Raw genomic sequence first — 22,384 nt, 5'->3', positions numbered from 1 at the left:
GTGCGGGCGATGACGCCGAGGACGTCCGGCCGGGCCAGGCCGGCGTGGTCGGTGTCCAGCGGGTGCTCCTCGATGCGTCCCGTGAGGTAGGGGCGCCAGGAGGCGGGGGTGAGCGCCGGGTGGGTGCGGTTGCGGGTGGCGGCGAAGAACACCAGGTCGCCGTCGAAGCGGTGCGGGGTGAAGTCCTCGATGAGCCGGGTGTTGTTGAGGAACACCTCGGTCATCCGGCCGATCGCGGCGTCGTCCAGGTGGGCGAGCGCGCTGCCGCTGCTGCGCAGGGCGTCGAGGACGGCGGCCCGCTCCAGCGGCCCGTCGCCGAAGGCGGCGGCGCGGTCGACGCCGGCCGCGTTGAGCAGGATGGCGAGGACCTGTTCCTCGCCGACCTCGTGTGCGGTGCCGTCGTAGGCGTCGGGGTAGCCGTCGAGCACGGTCAGCAGGCTCACCTCGGCGCCCTCTTCCTGGAGCCGGGTGGCGACGGCGTGCGCGACGAGCCCGCCGAAGGACCAGCCGAGCAGCTGGTAGGGGCCCTCGGGCGCGGTCTTGCGGATCTGCTCGGCGTAGTCGCGGGCCATGGCGTGGATGTCGCCGGGCAGCGGCTCGTCGTGGCTGAGGCCGCGGGCCTGGAGGGCGTACAGGGGCTGGTCGCGGTCGGTGTGCCGGAGCAGCGCCGAGTAGATCCAGCCGAAGCCGCCGGCCGGGTGGACGCAGAACAGCGGGGGCCGGGACCCGCCGGTGCGCAGCGGCAGCACCACGCCGAACGGGTCGTGGCCGTCGTCGCCGGCGGTGCCGTCGATGCGGGCGAGCAGGGCGGCGACGGTGGGCGCCTCGAAGAGGGTGCGCACGCCGACGTCGGCGCCGAGCACGGCCTTGACGCGGCCGGCGAGGCGGGTGGCGAGCATGGAGTGCCCGCCGAGTTCGAAGAAGTTGTCGTCGATGCCGACGCGTTCGGCGCCGAGTACCTCGGCGAACAGGCCGCACAGCAGTTCCTCGCGGGGGCCGCGGGGCAGCCGTCCGCCGCCGGTGCCCCAGTCGGGTTCGGGCAGGGCGTCCCGGTCGAGCTTGCCGTTGGGGGTGACGGGCAGGGAGTCCAGCGTGACGAACGCGGCGGGCACCATGTAGTCGGGCAGGGACCGCTCCAGTTCGGCGCGCAGCCGGGCCGGTTCCACGCCGCCGGGCCCGGCGTCGGGCGCGGGGACCAGGTAGGCGACGAGGACCTTGTCGCCGGCCCGGCCGGGGCGGGCGGTGACGACGGCGCGGGTGATGTCGGGGTGGGCGGCGAGGGCGGTCTCGATCTCGCCGGGCTCCACGCGGAAGCCGCGGATCTTGACCTGCTGGTCGGCGCGGCCGAGGAACTCCAGGACGCCGCCGGAGGTGCGGCGCGCGATGTCGCCGGTGCGGTACATGCGGCCGCCGGTGTCGCCGAACAGCTCGGCGAACGGGTCGGCGGTGAACCGCTCGGCGGTGCGCGCGGGCTGCGCCAGGTAGCCGCGGGCCAGGCCTGCGCCGGCGATGTACAGCTCGCCGGGGACGCCGGGCGGGACGGGCCGCAGCCGGTCGTCGAGGACGTAGGCGCGGGTCTCGTCCAGCGGGCGGCCGATGGGCACGGACGCCGGGACCCGGCCTGGGTCGGTGAACCGGTGCCAGGTGCAGCCGAGGGTGATCTCGGTGGGTCCGTACAGCACCTTGACGACGGTGCCGGGGCAGGCGGCGAGGACGCGGCGCACGGCGGTGGGCGGGACGACGTCGCCGCCGGTCCACACGTCCCGTACGCCCGCGAAGACGCCGGGGTCGTCGTCGGCGACGACGCCGAACAGGCCGGCGGTCAGCAGCAGGGAGGTGACGCCCTGTTCGGCGAGGACGCGGCGCAGCACGGCGGCGTCGAGGTCGCCGGGCGGGGCGACGACGATGCGGCCGCCGGCGAGCAGCGGGCTCCACAGTTCGTAGGTGGAGATGTCGAAGGCGTACGGGGAGTGCATCAGCACCCGGGAGGCGGGGCCGGTCTCCCAGCAGCGGTCGACGGCGAGCGCGATGGCGTCGCGGTGGGTGATGCCGATGCCCTTGGGGGTGCCGGTGGAGCCGGAGGTGAACATGATGTAGGCGAGCGCGTCCGGCGCGACGGTGACCGGCGGGGCCGTGTCGTCGCCGGCCGGGGCGCCGTCGGTGACGGTGTCGGCGGCGAGGGTGTCGACGCCGAGGCGGGACGCGGCGGCGGCGTACCGGGCGTCGGTGAGCAGCAGCCCGGCCCCGGTGTCGGCGATGACGTGCCGCATCCGCTCCTCGGGATGGCGGGTGTGCAGCGGCACGTACACGCCGCCCGTCTTGAGGACGGCGAGGGTGGCGGCCACCAGGTGCGCGGAGCGTTCCATGAGGACGGCGACCGGCGTCTCCGCGGTGACGCCGCGGGCGAGGAGCCGGTGGGCGAGCCGGTTGGCGCGGGCGTCGAGTTCGGCGTACGTCCAGGTGGTGCCGCCGGGTTCGGTGACGGCGACGGCGTCGGGGGTGCGGGCGGCCTGTTCGGCGAAGCGCTGCGGCAGCGACGCGCCGGCGGCGGCGCGGCCCGGTGCCCAGGCGGTGTCGTTCCACCCGGTCAGCACGAGGTGGCGTTCGCCGCTCGCGAGGATCGGCACGTCGGCGACCGGCTGGTCGGGGTCGGCGGCGACGGCCCGCAGGAACGCCACGAGGCGGTCGGTGAGCGCCTCGGCGGTGGCCCGCTCGAACAGGTCGGTGCTGTATTCCAGGACGGCGTCGATGCCGCGGGCCTCGCCGCCGGGGCCGTGCCGTTCGGCCAGGTTGAAGGTGAGGTCGAACTTGGCGGCGCCCAGGTCGACGACCTCGGGCCGGACGGTGAGCCCGGGCAGCGCGAGGTCGGCCTCGGGGGTGTTCTGGAGGGCGAGGAGGACCTGGAACAGCGGGTGCCGGGACAGGGACCGGCCGGGGCTGAGGTCCTCGACGAGCTTGTCGAAGGGCACGTCCTGGTGGGCGTAGGCGGCCAGGTCCGCTTCCCGGACCCGGTCCAGCAGCTCCCGGAAGGTGGGGTTGCCGGAGGTGTCGGTGCGCAGGACGAGGGTGTTGACGAAGAAGCCGACGAGGTCGTCCAGGGCGTCGTCGGTGCGGCCGGCGACGGGGCTGCCGACGGGGATGTCGGTGCCCGCGCCGTGCCGGGTCAGCACGGCCGCGAGGGCGGCGTGCAGCACCATGAACAGGCTGGCGCCGCCGGAGCGGGCCAGGTCGAGGAGCGCGGTGTGCAGGCCGGCGTCGAGCGTGCGGAAGACGGCCTCGCCGCGGTGGCCGGGGGTGGCCGGACGGGGGTGGTCGGCGGGCAGCTGGAGTTCCTCGGGCAGCTGGGCCAGGGCCTCGCGCCAGTACGCGAACTGCCGGGCCGCGGTGCCGGCCGGGTCGTCGGTGTCGCCGAGCAGCTCGCGCTGCCACAGCGTGTAGTCGGCGTAGGCGACGGGCAGCGGCGCGAACTCGGGGGCGCGGCCGGCGCGGCGGGCGGCGTAGGCGGTGGCGAGGTCGCGGGTGAGCGGGGCGAGGGACCAGCCGTCGCCGGCGATGTGGTGCAGCAGCAACAGCAGGACGTGCTCGCGCTCGCCCAGCTCGAACAGCACCGCCTTCAGGGGCGCGTCGCAGGTGAGGTCGAAGCTGTGCCGGGCCGCCTCGGCCAGCGCGGCCGGGAGGTCGTCCTCGGTGGCCGGGCGCACCTGGAGCGCGGGCCGGGCCGCCTCGGGGGCGAGCACCAGCTGGTAGGGGCTGCCGTCCTCGCCCTCGGGGAAGACGGTCCGCAACGTCTCATGACGCTCCGTCAGGTCGGCGAGGGCGGCGGTGAGCGCGGCGGTGTCCAGGGTGCCGGTCAGGCGCAGGCCGACGGGCATGTTGTAGCCGGGGTCGCCGCCGGTGAGCCGGCCGAGGAACCACAGCCGGCGCTGGGCGTACGACAGCGGCAGCCGGGCGGGCCGTTCGGCGGCCGGCACCAGGGCGGGCCGGCGTCCGCCGCCGGCCGCGGCGGCGAGGGCGGCAAGACCGGCCGGGGTGGGGCGCTCGAACAGGTCCCGCAGGGACAGTTCGGCGCCGAGGACGCTGCGGACGCGGCTGATCAGCCGGGTGGCGAGCAGCGAGTGCCCGCCGAGCGCGAAGAAGTCGTCGTCGGCGTGGACCGGGCCGTCGACGCCGAGGATCTCGGCGAACAGGCCGCACAGGATCTCCTCGCCCGCCGAGCGGGGGGCGCGCCCGGTGCCGGACGCGGGGGCGGGGTCGGGCAGCGCGGACCGGTCCAGCTTGCCGTTGGGGGTCAGCGGCAGCGCGTCGAGGACCACGTACGCGGACGGCACCATGAAGTCCGGCAGGGTGCGGCCGAGTGCGGTGCGCACGGCGTCGGTGTCCAGGTCGCCGCGGGCGACGAGGTAGGCCACGAGCCGGTCCTCGCGGGCGAGGACGGCGGCGCGGGCGACGCCGGGCAGCGCGGCGAGCGCGGCCTCGACCTCGCCGGGCTCGACGCGGAAGCCGCGCACCTTGACCTGGTGGTCGGCGCGCCCGGCGAACTCCAGCTCGCCGTCGGCCCGCCACCGCCCCAGGTCGCCGGTGCGGTACATGCGGGCCCCGGCCGGTCCGTGGGGGTCGGCGACGAACCGCTCGGCCGTCAGCTCCGGCCGGTTCAGGTAGCCGCGCGCCACACCGGCGCCCGCCAGGTACAGCTCGCCGGTGACGCCGGGCGGCACCGGGCGCAGCGCGCCGTCCAGGACGTAGACCCGGTCGTGGTCGACGGGCCGCCCGACGGGGGCGGAGGCCGGCCAGTCGGCGGGGTCGGCGGGCAGGGTGTGGGTGGTGACGGCGTGGGTCTCGGCGGGGCCGTAGACGTTGTGCAGGCGCCGGCCGGGGACGGCGTAGGCGAAGTCGCGCACCCGGGGGCCGGGCACGAGGGCCTCGCCGCCCTGGAGGACGTCGGTCAGGTGGGGCAGGGTGCGGCCCTGCTCGGCGGCGGCCTCGGCGAGCGCCTCGATGACGAGGTTCGGGGCGAACAGCTCGCCGACGCGCTGCTCGTCGAGCCAGGCGGCCAGCAGCTCGGCGCTGTGCCGGGTCTCCTCGTCGGGCACCACGAGGGTCTTGCCCGTGACGAGCGGGGAGAGGATCTCCTGCACGGAGAAGTCGAAGCCGATCGCCGTGAACTGGGCGGTGCGCACCCCGGTGCCGCCGGGGAAGCGGCGGGCGTGCCAGGTGAGCAGGTTGACCAGGCCCGCACCGGGCATGACGACGGCCTTGGGGCGGCCGGTGGACCCGGACGTGTAGATCACGTACGCCGGGTGCTCCGGCAGCAGCGGCGCGCTCCGGTCGGCGTCGGTGAGGTCGTCCGCCGCGAACCCGGACAGGTCCGCCTCCTCCAGCTCCCGTGGCGTGAGGACGAGCGCCGGGGAGGCGTCCTCCAGCATCAGCGCGATCCGCTCCTCCGGATACGCCACGTCCACCGGCAGATAGGCGGCGCCCGTCTTCAGCACCGCGAGCAGGGCCACGTACAGCTCCACGCCGCGCGGCAGCCGCAGCGCCACGATCCGCTCCGGGCCCGCGCCCCGCCCCACCAGGTACCGGGCGAGCCGGTTGGCGCGGGCGTTCAGCTCGGCGTACGTCAGCGACTCGCCGCCCACGACCAGCGCCTCCGCGTCCGGCGTGCGGGCGGCCTGCGCCTCGAACAGCTCGGGGACGAGGGTGCCGGGCGCGGGGCGGGGCGCGTCGGTGGTGTTCCAGTCGGTCAGGACGCGGCGGCGCTCGGCGGGGGCGAGGAGTTCCAGGCGGCCGATGGCGGTGTCGGGGGCGTCGGCGACGGCCCGCAGCAGCCGCAGCAGCCGGTCGGTGAGCGCCTCGGCGGTGGCCCGTTCGAACAGGTCGGTGCTGAACTCCAGGGCGGCGCGGATGCCGCCGGGCGCGCCGTCGCCGGAGCGCAGTTCGACCATGCTCAGGTGCAGGTCGAACTTGGCGATGCCGACGCCGACGGGCAGGGCCTCGGCGGTCAGTCCTGGCAGGTCGAGGCGGGCCTCGCCGCTGTTCTGGAACGCCAGCATCACCTGGAACAGGGGGTGGCGGGCGAGGGACCGCTCCGGGCGCAGGCGCTCGACGAGCTTCTCGAAGGGCACGTCCTGGTGGGCGTAGGCGGCCAGGTCCGCTTCCCGGACCCGCTCCAGCAGCTCCCGGAACGTGGGGTCGCCGGAGGTGTCCGTGCGCAGCACCAGCGTGTTCACGAAGAACCCGACCAGGTCGTCCAGCGCCTCGTCGGTGCGGCCGGCGACGGGGCTGCCGACGGGGATGTCGGTGCCCGCGCCGTGCCGGGTCAGCAGGGCGGCGAAGGCAGCCTGGACCACCATGAACAGGCTGGCCCGCTCGGTGCCGGCGAGCGCGTTGAGCCGGCGGTGCAGGTCGGCGTCGACGGTGAAGGGCACGGTGTCGCCGCGGTGCGAGGCGACGGCGGGCCGCGGGTGGTCGGTGGGCAGCGTCAGTTCCTCGGGGATGCCGTCCAGCGCCCGCGTCCAGTGCTCGATCTGCCGGGAGATCCGGCTGTCGGGGTCCTGCTCGTCGCCGAGCAGCTCGCGCTGCCACAGCGTGTAGTCGGTGTACTGGACGGGCAGCGGCGCGAAGTCGGGGGCGCGGCCGGCGCGACGGGCGGCGTAGGCGTCGCCGAGGTCGCGGGCGAGCGGCGGCCAGGACCAGCCGTCGCCGGCGATGTGGTGCATGAGCAGCAGCAGCACGTGCTCGCGCTCGCCGAGCCGGAACAGGGTGGCGCGCAGCGGCAGTTCGCCGGCCAGGTCGAAGCCGCGGCGGGCGGCCTCGGCGAGGTCCGCGTCGAGGCGTGCGGGTGTGGTGGGCACGGTGTCGAAGGCGGGCGGCACGGGGTCCAGGACCTGCTGGCGGGGGACGCCGCCGCGCTCCGGGTAGACGGTGCGCAGCGCCTCGTGGCGGGCGACGACGTCGGCGAGCGCGGCCCGCAGCGCCTCGGTGTCGAGGCCGCCGGTCAGGCGCAGGCTCATCGGGATGTTGTAGGTGGCGCCGGGCCCTTCCATGCGGTGCAGGAACCACAGCCGGTACTGGGCGAACGACAGCGGCACCTCCGCGGGGCGGGGCCGTGCGGTGAGCGCGGGCCGGGCCTCGCCGGCGCCGTCGACGCGGGCGGCGAGTTCGGCGACGGTGGGCGCCTGGAACAGGTCGCGCACGGCGAGTTCGGCGCCGAGCACGGTGCGGATGCGGCTGAGCAGCCGGGTGGCCAGCAGCGAGTGCCCGCCCAGGTCGAAGAAGCTGCGGTCGACGCCGACGCCGGGCAGTCCGAGGACCTCGGCGAAGAGGGCGGCGAGGATCTCCTCGCGCCGGGTGCGCGGTGCCTGGCCGGCCGCGGCGGCGCCCAGGTCGGGTGCGGGCAGCGCGTCCCGGTCGAGTTTGCCGTTGGCGGTCAGCGGCAGGGCGTCCAGGACGACGTACGCGGCGGGCGCCATGTGGGCGGGCAGCCGGTCGGCCACCAGGGCGCGCAGTTCGTCGACGACGCGTGCGTCGCGCTCGCCGCGGGAGGGGTCGTTGGCCAGGGGCCGCCCGTCGGCCGGGCGCGGCCGGTGGGCGGCGCCGGGGCCGGCGTACGCCTCGAAGGTGTCGTCCTGCTCGCCCCAGGTGCAGCGGGCACCCCACCGGTGCACGTCGTGCGGGTCGAGGGCGTCGTGGGGGGAGGGGGCGTCGAGGAGGGCGGCGGCGCCCGTGACGTCGCCGCGTTCCAGGGCGGCGAGCGCGCGGTGCTCGCGGACCAGGCGGGCGTTGGGGATGCCGGTGACGCGTACGGCGCCGTCCCCGGCGAGGGCGCGGCGCAGTTCGCCGGCGGTGCGGACGTCGGTGCCCCAGCGCAGCAGCCGCTCGGCGGGCCGCGGGCCGTCGGCGGCACGGCGCAGCAGGACGTCGTAGCGGTGCCGGCTCATCTCGTTGTGGTGGGCGCCCGCACGCAGGGTGACCTCGGCGGATTCCAGGTGCGGGTCGTCGGCGACGAGGGCGGTGAAGCAGTCGGGGTCGAGGAGGAGTTCCTTCTCGGTGGCGATCGACTGGTCGACGGCGCGGCGTACGGCGGCGGGGTCGGCGTAGGCGCCGGCGCGGCGCAGTTCGACGGCGGTGCGGAAGGCCCGCAGGGTGCGCAGGTTGCGGATGTCGCCGAGGAAGATAGTGCCGCCCGGGGCGAGGAGCGCGGACGCGCGGCGCAGCACGGCGGCCAGGTAGCCGGCGTCGGGGAAGTACTGCACGACGGAGTTGAGGACGATCGTGTCGAAGTGCCCCGTGGGCAGCCCGTCGGTGACGTGCGCGGGGCGGGTGAGCAGGGTGCACCGGTCGGCGAGTTCGGGGCGGGCGTCGAGGTGCCGGCGGAGCTGCTCGACGACCGGTGCGGACAGGTCGGTTCCCCAGTACTCGGCGACGTGCGGGGCGACCTGGGAGAGGATCAGGCCGGTGCCGCAGCCGATCTCCAGGACGCGGCGCGGGCGCAGGGCGAGGATCCGTTCGACGGACGCGGCCCGCCACTCGGTCATCTCCTCGAGCGGGATGGCGTCGGCGGTGTAGCTGCTGTTCCAGCCGGAGAAGTCGGCGCCGAAGGCGTGGCCGGGCTCGGCCTCGTACAGGGAGTCGTAGGTCTCCCGCCACCGCTCGACCTGCCCGCCGTCGTCGGCGGCGGCGCTGCCGGGGTCCGGGTCGCCGGTTGCGGTGGCGGGGTCGCGGACGACGTAGGCGACGAGGTGCTTGTCGCCGGGCTCGGCCTCGCGGACGACGACCGCGCCGGCCGCGACGTCCGGGTGGGTGGTGAGCACCGCCTCGATCTCGCCGGGTTCGATGCGGAAGCCGCGGATCTTGACCTGCTGGTCGGCGCGGCCGGCGAACTCCAGCTCGCCGTCGGCCCGCCACCGGCCGAGGTCGCCGGTGCGGTACATGCGGGTGCCGCGCTCGCCGAACAGCGGCGCGAACGGGTCGGCGACGAACCGCTCGGCGGTCAGCCCGGGTCGGCCCAGGTAGCCGCGGGCGACGCCGGGCCCGGCGATGTGGATCTCGCCGGTGACGCCGGGCGGCACGGGCCGCAGCCGCTCGTCGAGGACGTACACGCGGGCCGCGCCGACGGGGCGGCCGATGGGCGGGGAGACGGCGCCGGCGACGGGGGCGCTCATGGTGGCGCACACGGTGGTCTCGGTCAGGCCGTAGGCGTTGACCATGCGGCGGCCGGGCCCGAACCGGGCGGCCTGGTCGGGGGCGGTGGCGTCACCGGCGACGATCAGGTCGGTGCCGGGCGGCAGGGCCCCGTCGGGCAGGGCGGGCAGCGCGCCGGGCGGCAGTGCGAGCAGGGTGACGCCCTGGTCGCGGACCAGGTCGGCCAGACCGGGGCCGGGCAGCAGCTCGTCGGCGCCGGCGAGGACCAGCCCGGCGCCGGTGAGCAGGGCGGCCGTCAGCTCCCACAGGGCGGCGTCGAAGCTGATCGAGGCGAACTGGAGGACCCGGCTGTGCGGGCCGAGGCCGAACCGGGCCGCCTGCGGCGGGATCGTCGCGGTGGCGGAGGCGTGCGCGACGACGACGCCCTTGGGGGTGCCGGTGGAGCCGGAGGTGTAGATGACGTACGCCGGGTGGTCCGGCAGCAGCGGGGCCGCCCGGTCGGTGTCGTCTAGGTCGGTGCCGGGGTGGCCGGCGGCGGCCGCGAGGTCGGCGGCGAGCGCGTCGGGGGTGAGCACCAGCGACGGCCGGGCGTCGGCCCGCAGGAACGCGATCCGCTCGTCCGGGTAGCCGGGGTCGACGGGCAGGTGGGCGGCGCCGGCCTTCCACACGGCGAGCACGGCGGTGACGAGGTCGGTGGAGCGCGGCAGCTGGAGCGCCACGACGTGCTCCGGTCCTGCGCCGCGCTCGACCAGCCGGCGTGCCAGCCGGTTGGCGCGGGCGTTCAGTTCCGCGTACGTCAGCGACTCGGCGCCCATGACGAGCGCGACGGCGTCGGGGGTGCGGGCGGCCTGCGCCTCGAACAGGGCGGGCAGCGTGGCCGGCCGGACCGGTTCCGTCCCGGCGGAGTTGACGTCGACGAGCAGCCGGTGGCGTTCGGCGGGACCGAGCAGGTCGACCGAGCCGATGGTGCGCTCGGGGTCCTCGGCGACGGCGCGCAGGAAGCGCTCCAGCCGTTCGCCGAGCGCCTCCACGGTGGTGCGCTCGAACAGTTCGGTGCTGTACTCCCAGTCGCCGCGGATCCCGGCTCGGGCGCCGTCGGCGGTGTGTTCCTCGACGACGGCGAGACCGAGGTCGAACTTGGCGAAGCCGACCCGCACCGGCTCCGTGGCGACGTCCAGTCCGGGCAGGGCCAGGTCGGCGGCGGGCATGGACTGCAGGGCGAGGACGACCTGGAAGAGCGGGTTGCGGGCGAGGGTGCGTTCGGGGTTGACCTCCTCGACGAGCTTCTCGAACGGCAGGTCCTGGTGGGTGTAGGCGGCCAGGTCGAACGCCCGGACCCGGCGGACGAGTTCGCCGAACGTGGGGTCGCCGGAGGTGTCGGTGCGCAGCACCAGCGTGTTCACGAAGAAGCCGACGAGGTCGTCCAGGGCGTCGTCGGTGCGGCCGGCGACGGGGCTGCCGACGGGGATGTCGGTGCCGGCGCCGTGCCGGGTGAGCAGGGCGGCGAAGGCGGCCTGGAGCACCATGAACAGGCTGCTGTCGCAGGCGGTGGCGAGCGCGGCGAGCCGCTCGTGCAGGCCGGCGTCGAGCCGGAACGGCACGGTGGCGCCGCGGTGGGCGGAGACCGCGGGCCGGGCGTGGTCGGTGGGCAGGTCGAGCTGGGCGGGGGCCCCGGCCAGGGCCTGGCGCCAGTGGGCGAGCTGGGTGCCGTGCGCGCTCGCCGGGTCGTCGGCGTCGCCGAGCAGCTCGCGCTGCCACAGGGTGTAGTCGGCGTAGGCGACGGGCAGCGGCGGGAAGGCGGGGGCGCGGCCGGCGCGGCGGGCGGCGTAGGCGGTGGCGAGGTCGCGGGTGAGCGGGGCGAGGGACCAGCCGTCGCCGGCGATGTGGTGCAGCAGCAACAGCAGTACGTGCTCGCGCTCGCCCAGTTCGAACAGCACGGCGCGCAGCGGCAGGTCGCGGGTGAGGTCGTAGGGCCGCGCCGCGGCTTCGGCCAGCAGGTCGGCGAGCCGGCCCTCGTCGGCGGCGGCGATCTCCAGGCCGGGCACGGCCTCGCCGGGCGGCAGGACCCGCTGGTACGGCTCGCCGGCGTGGGCGGGGTAGACGGTGCGCAGCGTCTCGTGCCGGGCGGTCAGGTCGGCGAGGGCGGCGCGCAGCGCGGCGCGGTCGACGGCGCCGCGCAGCCGCAGGGCGAGCGGGATGTTGTACGTGTTGTTGGGGCCGTCGAGGCGGCCGAGGAACCACAGCCGGCGCTGGGCGTGGGACAGCGGCAGCCGCTCCGGGCGCCGCTCGGGGGCGACGGGCAGCAGGGCGGGGCGGGCGCCGGCGGCGCCGTCGAGGCGTTCGGCGAGCCGGGCGACCGTGGGCGCCTCGAACAGCTCGCGCAGCGGCACCTCGGCGCCGAGGACGCTGCGGACGCGGCTGATCAGCCGGGTGGCGAGCAGCGAGTGCCCGCCGAGCGCGAAGAAGTCGTCGTCGATGTGGACCGGGCCGGTCAGGCCGAGCACCTCGGCGAACAGGCCGCACAGGATCTCCTCGCGCGGCGAGCGCGGACCGCGCCGGACGGCGGCGGTGGTCCGCGGCGCGGGCAGCGCGGCCCGGTCGAGCTTGCCGTTGGGGGTCAGCGGCAGCGCGTCCAGGACGACGATCGCGGCGGGCACCATGAAGTCGGGCAGCGTCCGGGCCAGCGCGGTCCGCAGCGCGGCGGGGTCGGGCGCGTCCTGGGCCGGGGCCACGTAGCCGACGAGGCGTGTGTCGCCGGGGCGGTCCTCGCGGGCGAGGACGGCGGCGCGGGCGACGCCGGGCAGCGCGGCGAGCGCGGCCTCGACCTCGCCGGGTTCGATGCGGAAGCCGCGGATCTTGACCTGGTGGTCGGCGCGCCCGGCGAACTCCAGTTCGCCGTCGGGGCGCCACCGGGCCAGGTCGCCGGTGCGGTACATGCGGGCCCCGGCCGGTCCGTGGGGGTCGGCGACGAACCGCTCGGCGGTCAGCTCCGGACGGTTCAGGTAGCCGTGGGCCACGGCGGCGCCCGCCAGGTACAGCTCGCCGGTGACACCGGGCGGCACCGGGCGCAGCGCGCCGTCCAGGACGTGGACGCGGGTGCCGGCGACGGGCCGGCCGATCGGCGCCGGGTCGCTCCAGCCGGCCGGGTCGGCGGGCAGGGCGGTGCCGGTGACGACGTGGGTCTCGGCGGGTCCGTAGTGGTTGTGCAGGCGACGGCCGGGCACGGCGGCGACGAAGGCGCGCACGGCGGGGCCCAGGCGGAGGGCCTCGCCGGCCTGCACCACGTGGAGCAGCTCCGGCAGGGTGCGGCCCTGCTCGGCGGCGGCCTCGGCGACCGCGTCGATGACGAGGCTCGGCGCGTACAGCTCGGTCACGCGCTGCTCGTCGAGCCAGGCCGTCAGCAGCTCGGCGCTGCGGCGCACGTCCTCTCCCGGCACGGCGAGGGTCTTGCCGTGCAGCAGCGCGGAGAGGATCTCCTGGCCGGCGACGTCGAAGCCGATGCTGGTGAACTGGGCGACCACCGTGCCGGCGGCGCCGGGTATCTCCCGCTGGTGCCAGGTGAGCAGGTTGACCAGGGCGGAGTGCGGCATGACGACGGCCTTGGGGCGGCCGGTGGAGCCGGAGGTGTAGATCACGTACGCCGGGTGCTCCGGCAGCAGCGGCGCCGGCCGGTCCGCGTCGGTGAGGTCGTCCGCCGCGCACCCGGACAGGTCCGCCTCCAGCTCCTCGGGCGTGAGGACGAATGCCGGATTCGCGTCCTCCAGCATCAGCGCGATCCGCTCCTCCGGATACGCCACGTCCACGGGGAGGTAGGCGGCGCCCGTCTTCAGCACGGCGAGCAGGGCCACGTACAGCTCGACGGAGCGCGGCAGCCGCAGCGCCACGGTCCGGCCCGGGCCCGCCCCCCGCCCGGCCAGGTGGCGGGCGAGCCGGTTGGCGCGGGCGTTCAGCTCCGTGTACGTCAGCGACTCGCCGCCCACGACCAGCGCCTCCGCGTCCGGCGTGCGGGCGGCCTGCGCCTCGAACAGCTCGGGCAGAGTGCGGTCGCCGGGCGCGGCGGAGGCGGGTCCGCGGGCCAGGTCGAGGGCGTGGGCGTGCTCGTCGGCCGGCAGCAGGGCGGCGCGGCCGACGGGCAGGTCGGCGCCGTGTTCCGCGATGTCGGCGAGCAGGGCGTCCAGGCGGCGCAGCAGCCGCTCGGCGCCGGCGGTGTCCAGCACGTCGCCGCGGTGGTCGAGGCGGAAGCGGAGCCGCTCGCCGGGGATGGCGAGCAGGCTCAGCGGGTAGTGGGTGGAGTCGCCGACCTCGAAGGAGGCCAGGCGCAGACCGCGGGCCTCGGCGCGCAGCACCTCCGGGTCGAGCGGGTAGTTCTCGAACACGACGACGGTGTCGAAGAGTTCCCCGGTGCCGGCCGCCGCCTGGATCTCGGTCAGCGACAGGTGCCGGTGCTCGATGAGCGCGGCCTGCTCCCGCTGGACGCGGGCCAGCAGAGAGCCGAGGGTCTCCCAGGGGCTGATCCGGACCCGGACCGGCAGGGTGTTGATGAACATGCCGATGGTGGACTCGATGCCGGGTATCTCCGGCGGGCGGTGCGAGACGGTGGCCCCGAACACCACGTCGTCGCGGCCCAGTTCGCGGCCGAGCAGCAGCGCCCACACGCCCTGCACGAGGGTGTTGGGGGTCAGGCCGAGGGAGCGGGCGAGGGCGGTCAGCCGCCCGGTGACGGCCTCGTCCACCTCGTGCCAGAGCTGGCCGGGCAGCGCGGCGGCGCCGTCCGCGCCCCGGCCGCGTCCGGCGCCCGCGACGAGGCTCGGCTCCTCCAGCCCGGCCAGCGCGGTGCGCCAGGCGGCGCGGGCCGCGTCCCCGTCACGGCCGGCGAGCCAGGCCAGATAGGCCCGGTACGGGGTGACGGGCGCCAGCGCGGAGTCGTCGCCGTGGTGCTCGTACAGCGTGAACAGCTCGCGCACCAGCAGCGGCATCGACCAGCCGTCGAACAGCAGGTGGTGGGTGGTCAGCACCAGCTTGTGCCGGTCGGGGCCGAGGGCGAGCAGGGCGAACCGGAACAGCGGCGGGGCGCCCGGGTCGAACCGCTCGGCGCGGTCCTCGGCGACGAAGTCCGCCGCCCGGCGCCGCTGCTCGTCCTCGGCGAGGCCGGTGAGGTCGAGGCGGCGCCAGGGCAGCGGGACCTCGCGCGGCACGAACTGCACCGGCCGGTCCACGTTCTGCTGCCAGAAGCCGGCGCGCAGGTTCGGGTGGCGGTGCAGCAGGGCGCGGGCCGCCGCCCGCAGTCCGTCCTCGTCCAGCGGGCCGCGCAGCTCGAAGACCATCTGGACGGTGTAGACGTCCGGGCCGTCGGCCTGCGCTCCGTAGGCGACCTGGAAGAGCAGCCCTTCCTGGAGCGGGGTCAGGGGCAGGACGTCGGCGAGTCCGGACTGCGTCATCGGGCTACCTTCCAGGCGGCTTCGAGCTGGTCGATCTGGTCCTGGCTGAGCTGGACCAGGGACAGGTCGGACGGGGTGATCCCGCCCGCGTCGGGGCGTTCGGCGTGGGCGGCGAGGGCGGTCAGGGCCCGGAACCAGCTCTCGCCGAGGTCGCGTACGGCGTCCTCGTCCAGGAGCCGGCCGGCCCAGGTCCACACGGCCGTGAGGCGGGGGCCGCCGCTCTCGTCGCGGGTGAGGGCGTTGAGTTCGACGGCGTGGGCGAGCGGCAGCCGCTCGTCGGTGCCGTCGCCGATCAGGTCCGCGTCGGGGGCGGCGGTCCACAGGCCGCCGTCGGGGGCGGGGAACCGGCCCAGGTAGTTGAAGCCCAGGTCGGGTGTGCCGTGCGGGGCGAGGGCGGTCAGGCCGCGGGCGGCGCGGGCGTCGAGGTGGCGCAGCAGCCCGTGGCCGATGCCGCCGTCGGGGATCTCCCGCAGCTGTTCCTTGACCCGTTTGACGGCCGCTCCGGCGGCGGGGCCGCCGGCGAGCGCGTCGTCCCGGTCGAGCGGGCCGGGCGTGAGCAGCACGGGGTGGATGGAGGTGAACCAGCCGACGGTGCGGGAGAGTTCGGCGCCGCTGTCGCCCGGCTCGCGGCCGTGTCCCTCGACGTCGACCAGGACGGCGTCGGCGTCACCGAGTCCGCGGCGGCGGCGCCAGTCGGCGACGGCGAGCGCGAAGGCGGTGAGCAGGACGTCGTCGACCCGGCCGTGGAACGCGGCGGGTGCCGTGGTGAGCACGGCGGCGGTGGTGGCGGGGTCGAGGTCCAGGCTGAGGCTGCGGGCGGTGGCCGCGGTGTCCCGGGCGGGGTCCAGCCGCCCGGCGGTGACCGGCGGGGCGCCCTGCGCCAGCATCCGCGTCCACAGGGCGAGTTCGCCGAGGCGCCGTTCGGTGCGCGCCTGCTCGGCCAGGTGCAGCGCCCAGGCCCGGAACGGGGTGCCGACCGGCGGCAGCGGGGCGTGCGGGTCCTCCCAGGCGGCCTTCAGGTCCGGCAGCAGGATGCGCCAGGAGACGCCGTCCACGACCAGGTGGTGCAGGGTCAGCAGCAGCAAGCCGGGCCGGCCGGCGCCGGCGTCCAGCCAGACGGCCTGGCCGGTGCGGCCGGCGAACGGGTCGAGCCGGTCCCGTGCGGCGGCGGCCTCCCGTGCGGCGAGCGCGGTCAGCGCCGTCGCGTCCAGTCCGGCGGCGTCCACGCGGCGCACCCAGTCGGCGGCGCGGACGGTGCCCGGCGGATCGATCCGCATGGCCCAGCCGGCGTCCCCGCCGGCCGCGGCGCCCTCCCCCGTGCCGGGCGCGCGGGTGAAGACCGCGCGCAGGACGTCGTGGTGGTCGACGAGCCTTTGGAGGGCGGCCGTCAGGCGGTCCTCGCCGAGGCGCGGCGGGACCGGCACGGCCATGGTCTGGCTGAACGCCTCGACGGGGCCGCCGCGTTCGCGCAGCCAGTGCATGACGGGGGTGAGCGGCACCTCGCCGGCGGGTTCGACGGCCGGGCCGCCCCGCTCGCCGGGTTCCCGCTCGGTGCTGCCCTCGGCGACCTGGGCGAGGGCGGCGACCGACTTGTGCTCGAAGACCTGCGCGGCGGTCAGCACCAGCCCGGCGCGCCGGGCCCGGCCGACCAGCTGGATGACCATGATGCTGTCGCCGCCCCGGTCGAAGAAGCTGTCGTCGACGGAGACCCGCTCCACGCCCAGCACCTCGGCGAACAGCACCGCGAGCAGTTCCTCGCGCGGGGTGCGCGGAGCGCGGTGCGCGCCCGCGGCGGCGCCGAAGTCCGGCACGGGCAGGGCCCGGCGGTCGAGCTTGCCGTTCGGGGTGAGCGGCAGCGCGGCCAGGCCGACGAAGGCCGCGGGCACCATGTAGTCGGGCAGCGCCGCCGCGACATGGGCGCGCAAGGAGGCGGTGTCGGGGTCGGCGCCGGGCGCGGCGACCACGTAGGCGACGAGCCGCTTGTCGCCGGGGCGGTCCTCGCGGACCAGGACGGTGCACTGGGCGACCTGCGGGTGGGAGCCCAGCACGGACTCGATCTCCCCCAGCTCGATCCGGAAGCCGCGCACCTTGACCTGGTGGTCGACGCGCCCGAGGAACTCCAGCACCCCGTCACCGCGCCGGCGCACCAGGTCGCCGGTGCGGTACATGCGGGCACCCTCGGGTCCGAACGGATCGGCGACGAACCGTTCCGCCGTCGCGTCGGGCCGCTTCAGATAGCCGCGGGCCAGCCCGGTGCCGCCGATGTACAGCTCGCCGGCGACGCCCGGCGGCACGGGCCGCAGCCGGTCGTCCAGCACGTGGCAGGTGGTGTTGTCCAGCGGGGTGCCGATGGGGACGGTGGTCTCCTGCTCCCACGGCGCCCGCATGAAGTGGTGGGTGGCGAAGGTGGTGGTCTCGGTCGGTCCGTAGCCGTCGACGACCATGGTGCCGGGTGAGGCGGCGAGGACCCGGGCGACCGCGGCCGGGGAGACGACGTCGCCGCCGGTCCACACCTCCCGTACGCCGGTGAAGCACTCCGGGGACTCCTCGGCGAGCAGGTTGAACAGGCCGGAGGTGAGCCACATGCCGGTGACCCGGCCGTCCACGACCGCGCGGGCCAGCGCCCGGGTGTCCAGGTCGCCGGGCGGGGCGACGACGACGGCGCCGCCGGACACCAGCGGCACCCACAGCTCGTACTGGGAGGTGTCGAAGGAGTACGGGGAGTGCAGCAGGACGCGTTCCTGGTTGCCGGTGCGCCAGCACCGGTCGGCGGCCAGCGCGGTCACGTCGCCGTGGGTGATCGCCACGCCCTTGGGCCGGCCGGTGGAGCCGGAGGTGTACATCACGTACGCCAGCTGGTGCGGGTGGGCGGGCACCGGCGGCAGCGGCGCGAGCGCGGCGCCGTCGGCGTCGGCTCCGTCGGCGACGTCGTCCACGACGACGACCTCGGCGTCCGGCGCCCAGGAGGCGCAGGCGTGCTCGGCGTCGGTGGCGCGGTCGGTGAGCACGACGCGGGCGCCGACGTCACCGGTGATCAGGGCCATCCGGGAGGCCGGGTAGCGGGTGTTGAGCGGCACGTAGAAGCCGCCGGCGCGCACCACCGCGAGCAGCGAGACGACGAGGTCGGCGGAGCGCTCCTGGAGGACCGCGACGGCGCTCTCGGGGCCGACGCCGGCGTCGGCGAGCCGCCGGGCGAGCCGCCCGGAGCGCGCGTCCAGCTGGGCGTAGGTCAGCTCGCCGCCGTCGGTGCCGACCACGGCGACGGCGTCGGGGGTGCGCCGGGCCTGGGCCGCGAACTGCTCGGCGAGCCCGGTGGCCGGCACCGGCCGGGCGGTGTCGTTCCAGGCGGCCAGGCGGGCGCGTTCGGCGTCGTCCAGCAGGTCGTGCGCGCTGATCGGCAGCGCGGGGGCGGCGACGGCCGCCCGGAGCAGGGTGAGCAGGCGGCGCACCAGGGACTCGGCGGTGGACCGGTCGTACAGGGCGAGGTCGTACTCCAGGTCGCCGTCGATGCCGCCGAAGCCGCCCCGTCCGTCGCGGTGCTCGACCAGGTTGAACGTCAGGTCGAACTTGGCGACGCCGAAGTCGACGGGCTCGCGCCGCACGTCGAGGCCCTTGAGCACGGGGCGGGCCTCGAAGTCCTGGTAGGACAGCACGACCTGGAACAGCGGGTGGCGGGCGGCCGACCGCTCCGGCTGGAGCCGCTCCACGACCCGGTCGAAGGGCACGTCCTGGTGGGCGTACGCCTCGAGCGCGGTGGCCCGCACCCGGGCGAGCAGGTCGGTGAAGGCGGGGTCGCCGGAGGTGTCGGCGCGCACCACGACCGGGTTGACGAAGAAGCCGACGACGTCGTCCAGGGCACTGTCGGGGCGGGAGGCGGTGGGGCAGCCGATGGGGATGTCGGTGCCGGCGCCGAGCCGGGTGAGCAGGGCGGCCAGCGCGGTCTGGAGCACCATGTGGCAGGTGGCGCCGCGGGCGCGGGCGAACGCGTCGAGCCGGGCGTGCAGCTCGGGGCCGATCTGAAGCGGCACGGAGCCGCCGCGGTGCTCGGCGACCGGCGGCCGGGGCCGGTCGGCGGGCAGCTGGAGCTGGTCGGGCAGGCCGGCCAGGGCGCGCTCCCAGTGGGCGAGCTGGCGCCCGGCCAGGCTCGCCGGGTCGTCCTCGTCGCCGAGGAGTTCGCGCTGCCAGCGCGCGAAGTCGGCGTAGGTGACGGGCAGCGGAGCGAAGGCGGGCTCCTCGCCGGCTACCCGGGCGGCGTACGCGGTGGACAGGTCCGCGAGCAGCGGGCGCAGCGACCAGCCGTCGCAGGCCACGTGGTGCAGCATCAGCAGCAGGACGTTGTCCCCGTCGGGCAGCGTGAACAGGTGGGCGAGGACCGGCAGTTGCCAGTCGAGGTCGAAGGGGGTGCGCGCGGCCTCGGTGAGCGCGGCGGGCAGCGCGTCGCTCCGCACCCGGGTCTCCACCAGCCAGGGCCGGGCCTGTTCGGGCGGCAGCACCCTGGGGGCGACGCCGTGCTCGCCGCGCGGGTAGACGGTGCGCAGGCTCTCGTGCCGGACCACGACGTCGTACAGGGCGTCGCGCAGCGCCATGCGGTTGACCGGGCCGGTCAGGCGCAGGGCGAGCGGCATGTTGTAGGTGGGGGCGGCGTCCTCGACCTCGCGCAGCACCCACATGCGGTGCTGGGCGTACGACATGGGGGCGTCGCCGTCGGCGGGGCGGGCCACGAGCGGGGGCCGCTCGGGCGTGGCGGCGGCGCGGAGGCGGGCGGCCAGGCCCGCCGGGGTGGGCGCCTCGAACAGGTCCTGGACGGTGATCTCGGCGCCGAGGGCGTCGCGGACGGCGGCGATGAGGCGCCCGGCGAGCAGGGAGTGCCCGCCGAGGGCGAAGAAGTCGCTGTCGCCGCCGACGCCGGTGACGCCGAGGACGGAGGCGAAGGCGTCGCGCACGGCGGCCTCCGCCGGGCCGGCGGGCGGGGTGTGCTCGGCGGTGGGGGCGCCGGGGGCGTCGGGGGCGGGCAGCGCGGCCCGGTCGAGCTTGCCGTTGGCGGTCAGCGGCAGCGTGTCCAGCACGGTGATCGAGGCGGGCACGCAGTGCGCGGGCAGGGTGCGGGTGAGCGTCGCGCGCCAGTCGGCGGGGTCGGGGGCGGTGCCGGCCACGGGCACGGCGTACGCGGCGAGCCGCCGGTCGCCCGGCCGGTCCTCGCGGACGGCGACGGCGGCCTGGGCGACGCCGGGGTGGGCGGCCAGCGCGCTCTCGATCTCGCCGAGTTCGATCCGGAAGCCGCGGATCTTGACCTGGTGGTCGCCGCGCCCGAGGTAGGCGAAGGTGCCGTCGTCGAGCAGGCGGACCAGGTCGCCGGTGCGGTACATGCGGGCGCCGGGCGGACCGTAGGGGTCGGCGACGAACCGGTCGGCGGTCAGGTCGGGGCGGCCGAGGTAGCCGCGGGCCAGGCCGTCGCCGGTGACGTACAGCTCGCCGGTGAAGCCGGGCGGCACCGGGCGCAGCGCGCCGTCCAGGACGCGGGCGCCGAGGTGGGGCAGGGGGCCGCCGACCAGGGAGCGGGTGCCGGGGGCGGTGTCGGCCGGGCCGAGACCGGTGTGGGTGACGTGCACCGTGGTCTCGGTGATGCCGTACATGTTGACCAGCGAGACGCTCTCGCCGCGCCGGGCGTACCAGCCGGCGAGCCGGGCGGGCTCCAGTGCCTCGCCGCCGAACACGACGTGCTTCAGGGCGAGCGGGGGGCTGCCGGCGTCCCGGTCGGCGGCGTCCAGCTGGAAGAACGCGCTCGGGGTCTGGCTGAGCACGGTGACCCGCTCGCGGCCGAGCAGGGAGAGGAGGTCGCCGGGCGAGCGGCTGACGGTGTAGGGCACGACGACGAGCCGGCCGCCGTGCAGCAGCGCCCCGAAGATCTCCCAGACGGAGAAGTCGAAGGCGTAGCTGTGGAAGAGGGTCCACACGTCGTCGGGGCCGAACCCGAACAGGGGCCGGGTGGCGGCGAACAGCCGCACCACGTTGGCGTGCGGGACGACCACGCCCTTGGGGCGGCCGGTGGAGCCGGAGGTGTAGATGACGTAGGCCGGGTGCGCCGGGTCCACGGCGACGCCCGGGTCGGTGGCCGGGTGGTCGCCGTCGTCGGCGCGCAGCGCCTCCTCGTCGACGACGGCCACGGGGCGGGCGTCCTCGATCATCCAGGCGAGCCGGTCGGCGGGGTAGTCGGGGTCCAGCGGCAGGTAGGCGGCGCCCGTCTTGAGGACCGCGAGGAGGGCGACGACCAGGTCGAGGGAGCGCGGCAGGGCGAGGGCGACGATCCGCTCGGGGCCGGCGCCGCGGGCGAGGAGCCGGTGCGCGAGGCGGTTGGCGCGGGCGTCGAGTTCGGCGTACGTCAGCCGCTCGGTGCCGTGGGTGACGGCGACGGCGCCGGGGGTGGCGGCGGCCCGCTCGGCGATCAGGCCGTGCAGGGTCGCGGCCGGGGCGCCGGCGGCGGCCGGACGGGCGGGCGGCGCGTCGGCGGCGTGCACCCGGGCCAGCGGGGTGCCGGGGCCGCCGGTGGCGAGGTGTTCCAGGAAGCGGGTGAAGCGCCGCAGGTGGCCGTCGGTGGCCGTCTCGTCGTAGAGCGCCGGGTTGGCCTCCAGGTTCAGGCGCAGTCCGGTGCCCTCCTCGTACACGGAGAACTTCAGGTCGTCGACGGGTCCGGTGGACACCGGGTGCACGGTGGCCCGCAGCGGGCCGAAGTCGACGCGGTGGTCGTGCCCGGCGACGTTGACAACGGGTCCGGCGGCGTCCTCGCCGACGAGCCCGAGTTCACGGCGGACCTCCTCGTAGGGGAAGCGCTGGTGCCGCAGGACCGGGACCAGCGCGTCGCGGCCCGCGGCCACCAGGTCGGCGAGCGAGGCGTCCGGCCGGGGCGCGAGGTGCAGCGGCAGGACGCCGGCGACACAGCCGGGGGCGCGGCGGGCGGCGGCGGTGCGGCGGGCGGTCACCGGCATCCGCAGCGTGACCTCCCGCTGCCCGGTCAGCCACTGGGCGTAGGCGCCGACGACGGCCGGGAAGGCGGCCTGCCAGCCGGTGCCCGCGGCGGCGGCCAGTGCGGTCAGTCCCTCGCGCACGGCGGCGGGCAGCAGGGCGGTACGGCGTACGGGGGCGGGGCCGGCCGGGGCGGTGCGGCCGGCGAGGGCGACCGGGGCGGGGCGCGGCGCGGCGAGCCAGTGCGCGCGGTCGGCGGCGTGGGCGTCGGAGCCGCGCCAGGCGCGCTCGGCGTCGAGCAGGGCGCGGACGCCGGGGAGTTCCTCGAGCGGCTCGCCGCGGTAGGCGCGGGCGACCTGCCCGGTGACGAGGCGGAAGGCGTACCCGTCCAGGAGCAGGTGGTGGACGTGCTGGAACCAGCGGTGGCGGTCCGGGCCGAGCGTGATGAGCGCCTGGGTGAACAGCGGCCGGTCCGCGGTGACGTCGAGCGGGGTGGCGAGGACGTCGTCCATCCAGGCGTCGGCGGCGGCGCCGGGGTCCTCGGCGGCGCTGACGTCGACGCGGTGCAGCGTGAACCCGGCGTCCGGGGCCACGTGCTGGAAGACGGTGCCGTCGGGGTCCGTGCCGAAGCGCAGGCGCAGCGCGTCGGTGCCCTCGACCACGGCCCGCAGGGCCGCCTCGAACCGGTCCTGGTCGAGGTCGCCGGCGAGTTCCACGTACTCGCCCGTGTTGAACACGGGGCTGCGCGGGTCCCTCGCCTGCGCGAACCAGATGCCGAGCTGCGCCGCCGTCAGCGGCAGACGCACGTCGTCGGGAACGGGAACGGGCACACTTCCCCCAAGGTC

At 76.6% G+C, this 22,384-nt stretch carries 1 protein-coding gene and 1 pseudogene; both read right to left on the bottom strand.

Annotated features, from left to right (window positions below):
• Window positions 1-14: 14 nt before the first annotated feature.
• Window positions 15-14,579 (bottom strand): annotated as a pseudogene (locus ACZ45Q_RS30935) (amino acid adenylation domain-containing protein); the annotation flags it as partial.
• On the bottom strand, window positions 14,576-22,369 hold the full coding sequence (locus ACZ45Q_RS30930; protein ID WP_468267409.1) for an amino acid adenylation domain-containing protein: 7,794 nt from the start codon (window positions 22,367-22,369) through the stop codon (window positions 14,576-14,578). The pseudogene ACZ45Q_RS30935 and the gene ACZ45Q_RS30930, both read right to left, overlap by 4 nt.
• Window positions 22,370-22,384 lie beyond the last annotated feature (15 nt).

The sequence above is a fragment of the Streptomyces sp. NPDC031049 genome, from assembly GCF_055571015.1.
Note: the sequence above shows the minus strand (reverse complement) of the source record. Positions and strands in the feature narration are given on the sequence as shown.